Origin of the sequence: Nonomuraea aridisoli (assembly GCF_003236395.1) — a bacterium.
Classification (GTDB): domain Bacteria; phylum Actinomycetota; class Actinomycetes; order Streptosporangiales; family Streptosporangiaceae; genus Nonomuraea; species Nonomuraea aridisoli.
Genome location: NZ_POUD01000285.1, coordinates 1 through 11,702 on the forward strand (window position 1 = coordinate 1; position 11,702 = coordinate 11,702).

Annotated in this window: 10 protein-coding genes and 1 pseudogene; 6 read left to right on the forward strand and 5 right to left on the reverse strand. The window is 73.0% G+C overall.

What is annotated here, in order from left to right; all coding sequences use genetic code 11:
- Positions 1–3 precede the first annotated feature (3 nt).
- From C1J01_RS40180 to mtrA, 4 genes and pseudogenes are all read right to left on the reverse strand, one after another.
- Positions 4–1,230 carry an LpqB family beta-propeller domain-containing protein gene (locus C1J01_RS40180; protein ID WP_328589728.1) on the reverse strand — a complete coding sequence of 409 codons (1,227 nt, stop codon included), beginning with the start codon at positions 1,228–1,230 and terminating at the stop codon, positions 4–6.
- A gap of 61 nt (positions 1,231–1,291) precedes the next feature.
- Positions 1,292–1,741: pseudogene (locus tag C1J01_RS54300) on the reverse strand (LpqB family beta-propeller domain-containing protein); the annotation flags it as partial.
- Positions 1,728–3,473, reverse strand: a complete 1,746-nt coding sequence (gene mtrB, locus C1J01_RS40190) for an MtrAB system histidine kinase MtrB (protein WP_111184300.1) — start codon at positions 3,471–3,473, stop codon at positions 1,728–1,730. The pseudogene C1J01_RS54300 and the gene mtrB, both read right to left, overlap by 14 nt.
- A gap of 17 nt (positions 3,474–3,490) precedes the next feature.
- Positions 3,491–4,168 (reverse strand): MtrAB system response regulator MtrA, encoded by a 678-nt coding sequence (gene mtrA / locus C1J01_RS40195; protein WP_090763607.1) that lies wholly within the window; start codon positions 4,166–4,168, stop codon positions 3,491–3,493.
- Between the two features lie 270 nt (positions 4,169–4,438).
- Here mtrA and C1J01_RS40200 point away from each other — a divergent pair, with 270 nt between their 5' ends.
- The 5 genes from C1J01_RS40200 to C1J01_RS40220 are packed head-to-tail and all read left to right on the forward strand — an operon-like array spanning position 4,439 to position 9,848.
- Entirely contained in the window at positions 4,439–5,692 is a 1,254-nt protein-coding gene (locus C1J01_RS40200; protein WP_235854982.1) for a DUF7847 domain-containing protein, read from the forward strand.
- A complete protein-coding gene (locus tag C1J01_RS40205; protein ID WP_111184302.1) occupies positions 5,689–6,330 on the forward strand; it encodes a DUF4129 domain-containing protein in 642 nt (213 codons plus the stop codon). Before C1J01_RS40200 ends, C1J01_RS40205 begins: the two co-directional genes overlap by 4 nt.
- Positions 6,327–7,505 (forward strand): DUF4350 domain-containing protein, encoded by a 1,179-nt coding sequence (locus C1J01_RS40210; RefSeq protein WP_235854983.1) that lies wholly within the window; start codon positions 6,327–6,329, stop codon positions 7,503–7,505. Before C1J01_RS40205 ends, C1J01_RS40210 begins: the two co-directional genes overlap by 4 nt.
- Positions 7,495–8,475, forward strand: a complete 981-nt coding sequence (locus tag C1J01_RS40215) for an AAA family ATPase (protein ID WP_111184304.1) — start codon at positions 7,495–7,497, stop codon at positions 8,473–8,475. Before C1J01_RS40210 ends, C1J01_RS40215 begins: the two co-directional genes overlap by 11 nt.
- Complete coding sequence (locus C1J01_RS40220) at positions 8,475–9,848, forward strand: DUF58 domain-containing protein (protein WP_111184305.1); 1,374 nt, start codon at positions 8,475–8,477, stop codon at positions 9,846–9,848. The genes C1J01_RS40215 and C1J01_RS40220 overlap by 1 nt, the downstream gene beginning before the upstream one ends.
- Before the next feature lie 13 nt (positions 9,849–9,861).
- Here the strand turns inward: C1J01_RS40220 and C1J01_RS40225 are convergent, their stop codons facing one another.
- Positions 9,862–10,854: a stage II sporulation protein M gene (locus tag C1J01_RS40225; RefSeq protein ID WP_111184306.1), complete on the reverse strand. Its 993-nt coding sequence runs from the start codon at positions 10,852–10,854 to the stop codon at positions 9,862–9,864.
- Positions 10,855–10,905: 51 nt separating this feature from the next.
- Here C1J01_RS40225 and C1J01_RS40230 point away from each other — a divergent pair.
- The coding region (locus C1J01_RS40230; RefSeq protein ID WP_181449233.1) for an RDD family protein at positions 10,906–11,702 on the forward strand (797 nt) is incomplete at its 3' end.

Genomic DNA, 11,702 nt, shown 5'->3' on the forward strand with positions numbered 1-11,702 from the left:
GGGTCAGCCGAGGGGGAAGAGGGGGGCGCCCGCGTCGGTCTCGACCTTGGCGGTCCAGGTCTGGCGGTCCTGGTTGAGCTCGACGAGTTTGGCGCCCTTTTCGGTTTCGGCCTGGGCGAGGATGCGGTCGTCCAGGGCCGCCACCGAGTCGAGGCGGTCCTTCAGCGGCACCCCCGTCGTCTCCCCGTCGCCGACGTTGATCTCGTTGAGGATCTGGCCCGCCTTCGTCTGCACGAGCACGAGCAGGTGCTCGTCGTCGCCCCACGCCACGCCGGTGATCTCGGAGCCCGTCTCGGTGGTGGTCAGCAGCTGCAGGTTGCCCAGCATCGTGCCGCCGCCCTCGCCGGTGAGTGCGCCGATCTGGACGGTGTTCTTCCCGGTCGTCACCGCCACCCGGACGCCGTCCCTGGCGATCCGCAGCCGGGTCACGTCGAGCTTCTCCAGCGCGGGCGCCGACACGCGTTCCGGCGCCTGCCCGCGGGCCGGGTCGTAACGCAGCAGGACGGCGTTGTCGCGGTCGTACGTCCACAGGGACCCGTCGCGATGCCAGGTCGGCGGCGTCAGGGACTCGCCGTGGATGACCTCCTGCCAGCCGCCCTCCTGCGTCAGCGGGGCCACCGAGACGCCGGTCGTGGTCAGCGCCGCGACCAGCGGCGGGCCGTCCTTGGCCAGGGACATCGCGAAGTCGGAGTACCCCTCGCGCGGCTCGCCGGCCGCCCCCGGCACGACCCCGTCGGGGCCGTCCTTGCCGAGGTAGCGGACGGCGCCCCGGCTGACGAAGTAGGCGTAGTCGCCGCTGTCGTCGAGCCAGTGCTCGTCGGAGTTGGGCCGGTCGACGGCGTACGGCTCGCCGTTCACCTGGATCTCGATGATGCGGCCCTTGGCCACGTCGTTGTTGTTCAGGGTGTAGCGGATCTGCGCCCTGAGGGCGTCCTCGACGCTCAGGTCGAGCGGGTCGATCGGGCTGGCGAGGTCGATGACCACGCGTTCCTCTCCCGACCGGACCGACTCGATCGCGGTGCCCGCCGGGAAGCTGGTGGCCACCGCGCCCTGCAGGGCGGCGGTCGGCGGCTGCAGCAGGCGTTCGAGCACGGTCTGCGCGAAGCGCTCGGTGGTCTTCATCCGCAGGCGTACGCGGTCGACGACCAGCCGGTCCTGCGTGCTGCGGTTGAGGTAGTAGAGGTTCGTCGGCCGGTAGGCCCGGTCGACGTCGGAGGCGGTGAGCAGCAGCCCGGGGGGGCAGCGCGTTGACGCGGTAGCCGCCGCCCTGGGCCTTGACCAGCTCGAACGCGGGCTCCCAGGCTCCGCCCGTGGGCACGTACGAGTCGTCCTCCTTGATGGAGGCCACCAGGCGGCCCTTGAGCGTGACGGTCTGCACGGTCTCGGTGCCGTCGCCCGGCGGGGCCGCGATGATCTCGTACGCGTCGTCGATCACCGTCACCGGCCCGGAGGCGTTCCACTTGGCCTTGGCCGCGGGCGTCAGGTACTGCTGCAGGACGGAAGGGTCGTCGGGGTAGGTCGCCATGGCGGCCTGCAGGCCCTTGATCGTCTCCTCGGGGCCCCACTCGCGCTGCGGCCCGATGGCGATCATGCGCTGGAACGGTCTGCCCAGCGGGTCGCCCGCGCCGACGTCGTTCACCGCAATGGGGCCGCTCAGCGGTATGACGGTGCAGCCGGAGCCCGCGCACGTCACGGCGGCCATGATCGCCGTCACCGCGGCGAGCCGTCTAGTCCTCGTCATGGCCGCCCCCGTCGCCCACCGCCGGCAACAGGACCGGCGTCATCGACGTACGCCAGGTGCGCCGCATCTCGATCTCGGGCGGCACCAGCGGCAGCGGCGAGCCCTTCAGGTCGGCCCCCGCCGCGCGCGGCAGCGTCAGCCGGAACTGGGAGCCCTCGCCGGGCTGGCCCCACGCCTGCAGCCAGCCGCCGTGGAGGGTGGCGTCCTCGCGGGAGATCGCGAGGCCGAGCCCGGTGCCGCCGATGGTGCGCGCCCGCGACGGGTCGGCCCGCCAGAAGCGGTCGAAGACCAGGGTGTCCTCGCCGGCCTTGAGGCCGATGCCGTGGTCGCGTACGGCGACCGCCACGGCGTCGCGGTCGGCGCCCACGGTGACCACGACGTCGCGGCCCTCGCCGTGCTCGATGGCGTTGAACAGCAGGTTGCGCAGGATGCGCTCGACCCGCCGGTTGTCGATCTCGGCCATGCAGGGCTCGTTGGGCAGCCGCAGCTCGAAGCGGGTGGAGTGGCGCTCGGCCAGCGCCTCGGAGTCGGCGATGGCGCGCAGCACCACGTCGCGCACGTCGACGGGTTCGAGGTCGAGCGTGGCGGCGCCGGCGTCGTAGCGGCTGATCTCCAGCAGGTCGGCCAGCATCGACTCGAACCGCTCCAACTGCGCCTGCATGAGCTCGGCCGAGCGGGCGGCCATCGGGTCGAAGTCCTCGCGGGCGTCGTACAGCAGGTCGGCGGCCATGCGGACGGTGGTCAGCGGGGTGCGCAGCTCGTGCGAGACGTCGGAGACGAACTGCCGCTGGACCTGCGACAACTCCTCCAGCTGGTGGATCTTGAGCGCGAGGTTGGCGGCCATCTCGTTGAACGAGTTGGCCAGCCGCGCCAGGTCGTCCTCGCCGCGCACCTTGAGCCGTTCGTCGAGCTTGCCCGCGGCCAGCCGCTCGGCGGCCTGGCGGGCCAGGCGTACGGGACTGACGACCTGGCGGGTGACGAGGTAGGCGATGGCGGCCAGCAGCAGCACGAGCCCGAGGCTCACCACGACGAGGGCGAGCCGGACGTTGACCAGCAGCTGCTCTTCCTCGTCGAGCGGGAAGAAGTGGTAGACCTCGTAGTTCTCGCCGCTGGTCGGCACGTGGACGACGCCGCCGATGACGTACGTGAGCCGCGGTTGGCCCTCGGCGGCGAACCGGATCTTCCCGGTGATCGCCATGGGCTCGTCGTACTGCTGCTCACGGATGTTGCGCTGCAGGCTCAGCTGGAGGGTGGCCGGCACGTCGCCGGGCACGACCGTCCCCGACCCGCGCGAGGCGGCGGCGAGCCGCCGGTTGAGCACCAGCACGTCGTAGCGCTTCTCGGTGCCGCCCTCGCCGGAGCCCGTGATGGTGTCCATCACCTCGTCGAGCGGGTTGGCCGCGCCCTGCTTGCCGCTGTCGGTGGTCTTGGCCTGGTCGTCGGCCTCGGGGGCGAGCGCGTCGGCGATCTGCAGCCGGTCGGCGAACGCCTCACTGGCCGAGGACTCCTGGGTGCTGTCGACGACCGACTTGCTGATCTGCCCGAACAGGAACGTGCCGAGCACCACCACGACGATGACCGAGATCACCATCGTGCTGGTGACCACCTGGAGCTGGAGCGAGCGCCGCCAGGTGCTGCGCGCCTTGCCCGCCGCACGACGCACCCGCCGGCGGACGCCGCCGAGAATCTGGCGGAACGTCCGTCGGGAGCGCGGCTTGTTCGTCGGGGGCATGGCTGGGCCGCGGAGGCTCAGGCGGGGCCGGCTTTGTAGCCCACGCCGCGGACCGTGACGACGATCTCAGGGTGCTCGGGGTCCTTCTCGATCTTGGCCCGGAGCCGCTGCACGTGCACGTTGACCAGCCGCGTGTCGGCGGCGTGGCGGTAGCCCCACACCTGCTCGAGCAGGACCTCGCGGGTGAAGACCTGGCGCGGCTTGCGGGCCAGCGCCACCAGCAGGTCGAACTCCAGCGGCGTCAGGTTGATCGTCTCGTCGCCGCGCTTGACCGAGTGGCCGGCCACGTCGATGGTGATGTCGCCGATCTGGAGGATCTCGGGGGTCGGCTCGTCGGTACGGCGCAGCCGCGCCCGCACCCGCGCCACGAGCTCCTTCGGCTTGAACGGCTTGACGATGTAGTCGTCGGCGCCCGACTCCAGCCCCAGCACCACGTCGATCGTGTCGCTCTTGGCGGTGAGCATGACGATGGGAACCCCCGACTCAGCCCTGATCCTGCGGGCGACGTCGATGCCGTCGGCTCCCGGCAGCATCAGGTCGAGCAGGACCAGGTCCGGGCGTGTATCCCGGAACGCGTCGAGGGCCTTGTCGCCGTCGGAGACAAATGACGGCTCGAAGCCCTCTCCCCGCAGCACGATCCCGAGCATCTCGGCGAGAGCGGCGTCGTCGTCAACGACCAGCACGCGACCTTTCATGGCCCCTCATTCGTTTCTACGCATTGTGGGACATACCCGCACGATCACTGAAGGTTACCCTTGGTAGGCCCATGTGCGACACATGAACCTGACGAGAGGCGAACGAGACGCCCACCCCCGCGGCCTGTCTCCCAGTCTGCGGCAACAGAGCGGCTTCCGGCCATCCCTGGAGGTGAACGGCGCCCGGATTCGCCGGAGAATGCGGGCGAGATCGGGCGACGAATCTCCTCCGTGACACCAAGCTCGCGTCCAGCATGCCAGGATTGGGATATGTCAGACGGTCACGGTCCCATGCCCGAGACGCCATCAGGCTGGTCGGCCGAACAGCCCCCGCCCTACAGCGCCCCGCCGGCCTCCCCGTGGACCGCGCCCGGCTCGCAGCAGCAGGTGCCCTACGGCCAGCCGTATGGGCAGCCGTACGGGCAGCCGCCCTATCAGCAGGCGCCCACCGGCCCCGGGCCAGGAACACCTTATCCCCCCTATCCGGGCCAGGGGCCCGGACACGGCTACATGCCGCCCCCGCCGGCGTTGCGGCCCGGCATCATCCCCCTGCGCCCGCTGCGCCTCGGCGACGTCCTCGACGGCACGATCAAGCTGATCCGCTCCAACCCCAAGTCGGTGCTGGGCCTGTCGGCCGCGGCCGCGCTGGTGGTCTCCGTGCCGATCGCGCTGGGGCAGGCGTTCGTGTTCGACTCCGCGCAGCTCATCGCCTCCGACCCGGCTAACGTGACCACCGGCGACCTGTACGGCAGCCTCGCCGTCCAGTACGGCAGCAGCCTGATCTCGCTCGCCGTGCAGTTCGTCGTCGTCACACTGCTGACCGGCGTGCTGACCCGCATCCTCGGCCGGGCCGTCTTCGGCGGCACGGTGACGACGGGCGAGGCCTGGCACCTGGCCAAGGGCCGGATCGGGGCGCTGTTCGGCGTGGTGGCGCTGATGGCCGTCATCATGGTCGTGCCGTTGGTCGTCTTCGTGCTGCTCATCGTGGCGCTCGGCGCGACCGGGGAGATCGGCCTGGTGATCGGCGCGACGCTGCTGTTCGTCATCGCCTACTTCGCCTACTACCTGTTCTTCAAGACGCGCTTCGCCTTCGCCCCGGCCGCCGTGGTGCTGGAGGGCAGAGGGCCGATCGACGCCATGCGACGCTCGTGGCAGCTGGTGACCGGCGACTTCTGGCGGGTGCTCGGCATCCTGCTGCTCACCTGGATCCTCGTGGGCATCGTCTCGACCGTCCTCGCCTTCCCGTTCTCGCTCGCCGGCACGATGTTCAGCGCGATGGGCGCGGGCACGGCCGCCACCGCCGTCGTCTCGACGCTGCTGCTCACCATCGGGTACACGATCGGCTCGATGCTCACCTACCCGTTCGAGGCGGGCGTCGCCGGCCTGCTCTACGCCGACCGGCGCATGCGCGCCGAGGCGTTCGACCTCGTGCTCCAGACGGCCGCCATCGAACAGCAGCGCCAGGGCTGGGTGCACTCCTCGGCCGACGACCTGTGGCACCCGTCCAACTCCGCCAGGCCGTGAGCCCCATCGGCAGGGACGAGGCCGCCCAGCGGGCCGCGACCGAGCTCCTCGACCCGCAGTACGAGAAGGAGTCGCTGGTCGACCTGATCTACCGGCGAGTCATGCAGTTCATGGGCGACCTGATCGACGCGGCCACCGGCGGCGGCACGGCCGGCGGCGTCATCGCCGCCGCGGTGATCGTTCTCATCCTGCTCAGCGTGATCATCCTGGTCGGCTGGCAGCTGCGCAGGACCAGCCGCACGAAGGCGCTCGTGACCGGCGGGGTGTTCGGCGAGCAGGCGATGACCGCGGCCGAGCACCGGCGGGCCGCCGAGGGCCTCGCCGCGGAGGGCCGCTGGGCGGAGGCGGTGCGCGAACGCTTCCGCGCCATCGCCCGCGACATGGAGGAACGCGCGCTGGTCAGCGGCATGCCGGGGCGCACGGCCACCGAGCTCGCGGCGGAGGCGGCGGTGTCGCTGCCGGCGTTCGCGGCGGAGTTGTCGGCCGGGGCGCGGTCGTTCGACGACGTGACCTACGGCGGGGTGGCGGGCAGCCGGGAGGCGTACGACGCGATGACCTCGCTCGACACCCGTCTCCAGCAGGCCAGGCCGGCCCTGGCGGCCGTGGAGGCGGCGGGGTACGGCGGAGGTGCGCGGTGAGCGTGCAGACGCCTGCGCCGCAGGCCGTGGAGTCGTCCGCGACCTCCCCCACCGTGCGCTCGGTCTGGCGCTCCGGGCGCGGCATCGCGCTGGTGGGCGTCCTGGTCGTGCTCGCCGCGGTCATCGGGCTGCTGATCAGCCCCGACCGGGGGCCGGCGCGCCCGCTCGATCCCGGCGACGCCTCGCTCTCGGGCTCCAAGGCGCTGGCCGAGCTGCTGCGCGACCGCGGCGTCACGGTCGATCGGGTCGACTCGGTGCCGGCCGCCGCCGCCAAGGCCGCCACCGGCGACCGCGTGCTGCTGATCACCGACACCGCCTACCACGACGAGTTCGCCCTGACCAGGATCCCCGGCGACCGCGTGATCGTCGGCGACCTGGTGGGGCTGCCGGTCCTCGCCCCTGGCATCCGCATGGAGCCCGACTACGCGCGTGCGCGCTCCCGCGAGCCCGAGTGCGGGCTGCCGGCCGCGACGGCCGCCGGGAGCGCGTACCTCGGCGGGCCGGTCATGAACGGGCCCGGGGGCGCGACCGCCTGTTACCCGGCCGGCGACGGTCACCTGCTGGTCAGGTTCCCCTACGGCGGCGGCGTCACCACGGTCGTCGCCGACGGCGGCTTCATGACCAACCAGCGGCTGGCCGAAGACGGCAACGCGGCCCTGGCGCTCAACCTCATCGGCACCGGCAAGCCCGTCACCTGGCTGGTGCGCCCCGACGAGCCCCCGGCCGTCGACCTGCCTGGCGAGGAGGGCCGGTCGATGCACGACCTGATGCCCGGCAGCATCCGGTGGGCCGTCTACATGGCGATCATCGCCCTGGCCGTCACCGCGTTCTGGCGGGGCAGGCGGCTCGGGCCCGTGGTGGCGGAGCGGCTGCCCGTCATCGTCAGGGCGGCCGAGACGGTCGAGGGGCGCGGCCGCCTCTACCGGGCCAGGCGCGCCAGGGAACGCGCGGCCGACGCGCTGCGCGAGGGCACGGTCGACCGGCTCGTCCCCCGGCTCGGGCTCGCCTCGGGCGCCGGGCGGCACGAGGTCGTCGCCGCGCTCGCGGCCCGTACGGGCCAGGACCCCCAGCAGCTCGGCGCCCTGCTCTACGGGCCGCCGCCGGCTGACGACCCGGGGCTCGTCGCGCTGGCCGGACACTTGGACGCGATCGAAAGGCAGGTCATTGAACCCTGAGGAGACGTACCACGCGACGGTCCCGGCCGACTCGGCGAGGGAGGCCCTGGCCGCGCTGCGCGCCGAGGTGTCCAAGGCCGTGGTCGGCCAGGACGCCGTGGTGACGGGGCTGGTCATCGCGCTGCTGTGCAAGGGGCACGTGCTGCTGGAGGGCGTGCCCGGCGTGGCCAAGACGCTGATGGTGCGCACGCTCTCGGCGGCGCTGTCGCTCGACTTCAAGCGCGTGCAGTTCACCCCCGACCTGATGCCGGGCGACGTGACCGGGTCGCTGATCTACGACGCGAAGACGGCGGAGTTCGAGTTCCGCGAGGGACCCGTGTTCACGAACCTGCTGCTGGCCGACGAGATCAACCGCACCCCGCCGAAGACGCAGGCGGCGCTGCTGGAGGCGATGGAGGAGCGGCAGGTCAGCGTGGAGGGCTCGGCCCGGCCGCTGCCCGACCCGTTCGTGGTGTGCGCGACACAGAACCCCGTCGAGTACGAGGGCACCTACCAGCTGCCCGAGGCCCAGCTCGACCGGTTCCTGCTCAAGCTGACCGTGCCGCTGCCGCCGCGCGAGCACGAGATCGCGGTGCTCGACCGGCACGCCCGCGGCTTCGACCCGCGCGACCTGTCGCAGGTCAAGGCCGTGGCGTCGGCGCGTGACCTGGCGGCGGCCCGGGAGGCGGCGGCCATGGTGCACGTCGCGCCCGAGGTGCTCGGCTACATCGTCGACGTGGCCCGCGCCACCAGGAACTCCCCGTCGCTGCAGCTCGGCGTCTCGCCGCGCGGGGCCACGGCGCTGCTCGCGGCCTCGCGGGCGTGGGCGTGGTTGTCCGGGCGGCCGTACGTCACGCCTGACGACGTGAAGGCGGTGGCCAGGCCCGCGCTGCGGCACCGGATCCAGCTGCGGCCGGAGGCCGAGCTGGAGGGCGCGACCGCCGACGGCCTGCTCGACGGCATCCTGGCCTCGGTCCCGGTCCCGCGCTGATGGCTTTGACGGGACGTGCGGGGCTGCTCGCGGCGCTCGGGATCGCGGTGGTGCTGTTCGCGCCGCGGCCCGGGGCCGCGCTGGCCGGGGTCTGCCTGCTGCTGGCCGCCGGGGTCCTCGTGGACCTGGCGTTCGCCGGCGCGGTGCGCCCGCTGCGCTTCCACCGCTCCGGCGAAACCCTGGTACGCCTCGGCCAGCGGGCCACGGTGGAGCTGGTGGTGGAGAACCCGGGCGGCAGGCGCGTCCGCGGCCTGCTGCGCGACGCCTGGCCGCCCTCGGCGGGCGCGACCCCGCGGACGGCCGAGATCGACGTGCCCGCCGGGGAGCGCCGCAGGATCGTCGTGACGCTCGCCCCCACGCGGCGCGGCGACCGCTCGTCCGCGGCGGTCACCGTGCGCTCGGTCGGGCCGCTGGGGCTGGCCGCCCGCCAGGGCAGCCACCAGGCGCCGTGGACGGTGCGCGTGCTGCCGCCGTTCCTGTCGCGCAAGCACCTGCCCTCCCGCCTGGCGCGGCTGCGCGAGCTGGACGGCCGCCACCCCGCTCTGGTGCGCGGCCAGGGCACCGAGTTCGACTCCCTGCGCGAGTACGTGGTCGGCGACGACGTGCGCTCCATCGACTGGCGGGCCACCGCGCGCCGCAACGACGTGGTGGTGCGCACGTGGCGGCCCGAGCGAGACCGCCGGGTGCTGATCGTGCTCGACACCGGCCGCACGTCCGCGGGCCGGGTGGGTGAGGCGCCGATCCCCATGGCCGGAGCCGCCCCCACGGGCGGCGGCCTGCCGACCGGGCCGGACGCGCTGCCCACGCCGGGCTGGCCGCGGCTCGACTGGTCGATGGACGCCGCGCTGCTGCTGGCCGCGCTGGCCGCCCGGGCCGGCGACCGGGTCGACTTCCTCGCCCACGACCGGGCCGTACGCGCCTGGGTGAGCGGCGCCTCCCGCACCGAGCTGCTGTCGTCGCTGGTCAGCGCGATGGCGCCGATCGAGGCGGAGCTGGTCGAAGCCGACGCGCAGGCGATGGTGGCCGCCGTCCTGTCGCGGGCCAAGCGGCGCTGCCTGGTCGTGCTGCTGACCGACCTCAACGCGGCGGCCCTCGACGAGGGGCTCATGCCGGTCCTGCCGCAGCTCTCCTCGCGGCACCTGGTGCTGGTGGCCGGGGTGTCCGACCCGCGCGTGGCCGCCATGGCGGGCCGCCGGGGCACGGCCGAGGAGGTGTACGACGCGGCGGCGGCCGAGCAGGCCCAGCTCGGGCGCAGGCGCATCACCGCCAGGCTGCGGCGGCACGGTGTGGAGGTCGTGGACGCGCCGCCGGACGACATCGCGCCCGCGCTCGCGGACGCCTACCTCGCGCTGAAGGCCGCCGGCCGGCTCTGAGGCGGGTGCCGTATCAGGCGCTGGGGGCGACGTCGGGGGCGCGTTCGAGGTCGCCGGTCTCGTTCCTGGCCACCGCGCGGCGGCCGAAGACGATCACGTACGCGAGGAAGGCGACCTCGGCGAGCACCCCGATGCCGACGCGCGCCCACGTCGGCAGCCCGGAGGGCGTCACGAACGCCTCGATCAGCCCCGACAGGAACAGCACGACGACCAGCCCCAGCGCCACGCTCATCACGGCCCGGCCCTGCTCGGCCAGCACCTCGACCCGCCTGCGCGGGCCCGGGTCGATGACCGTCCAGCCGAGCCGCATGCCGACGGCCGCCGCCAGGAACACGGCGGTCAGCTCCAGCAGCCCGTGCGGCAGGATCAGGCCGAAGAAGATGTCGAGCTTGTCGCGGGAGGCCATGAGCCCGGCGGAGACGGCGACGTTCTCGGCGTTGACGTAGAGCACGTACGGGATGGGCACGCCCAGCACCACCGCGTAGCCGATCGTCTGGACCGCCAGCCAGGCGTTGTTGGTCCACACGCGCCCGGCGAAGGAGGCGGCCGGGTGCTCGGAGTAGTAGTCGGCGAAGTCCTCTTCGACGAGCTGGGTGATCTGCTCGGGGCTGGCGATCGACGCCTGCACGTCGGGGTTGGCCGCCACCCACGCCCCGATCACCCAGCTGACCGCCACGAACGCCAGCGAGCTGGCCAGCCACCACCAGCGCGCCCGGTAGGCGACCACGGGGAACGACACCGTGAAGAAGCGCACCAGCTCGCGCCAGGCCGGCGCGTGCGCGCCCGTCACCGCCGAGCGGGCCCGGGCCACCAGCGCCGACAGCCGTCCGACCAGCATGGGGTCGGAAGAGGACGAGCGCACGATGGACAGATGCGTGGACACCCGCTGGTAGAGCTCCACCAGCTCGTCCACCTCGGTGCCCGTCAGTGACGAGCGGTGCTTGACGAGATGGTCGAGGCGGTCCCACACAGGGCGGTGTGCCGTGACGAATGCATCGATGTCCACCTGAACATTCTGGCCGCTCGAAGACCCACGGTTAGCCGTTAGGCTCCACATATGTCAGAGGTTGTGACGGGCGACGCGGTGGTCGTCGAGGTGCGGGTGGCGCAGATGCCCTCGCGCGCGCTGGCGATCATCATCGACCTTGTCGTCCAGTTCGGCGTGATGGTGGGTGCGTACGCCCTGCTGGGCGCGTTCGCGCCGGTCACGGACGCGGCCATGTTCGGCACGGTCATGGTGATCCTGGTCGTGCTGGTGATGCTCGGCTACCCAGTCGTCTTCGAGTCCCTGAGCAGGGGCCGCAGCCTCGGCAAGCTGGCGCTCGGCCTGCGCGTGGTCGCCGACGACGGCAGCCCCGAGCGGTTCCGGCAGGCGTTGTTCCGCGGGGTCGCCGGGGTGGTGGAGTTCTGGGTGCTGTTCGGGGCGCCGGCGCTGATCGCGTCGCTGGTCTCGCAGCGCGGCAAGCGGGTCGGCGACGTCTTCGCCGGCACCATCGTGATCTCCGACCGGGCGCCGCGCGACTCGTCCACGCCCGTCGTGATGCCGCCGCTGCTCGCGGGGTGGGCGGCCACGCTGGAGCTCTCCCAGTTGCCCGCCGAGGTGGCGCGGGCCGCCCGGCAGTACCTGTCGCGCTGGCACGACCTGTCGCCGATGGTCCAGCACGAGATGGGGGTGCGCATCGCGAACCAGGTGGCGGGGTACGTCTCGCCCGCCGCCCCGGCCGGGGTGCCGCCGCACGCGTACCTGAGCGCCGTCCTGGCCGAGCGCCGCCGCCGGGAGGAGGCCCGCTTCGCCCAGCAGCTCGGCACCGCTCCGCCTCCGCCTCCGCCGCACACGCAGCCGTTCCCCTATCC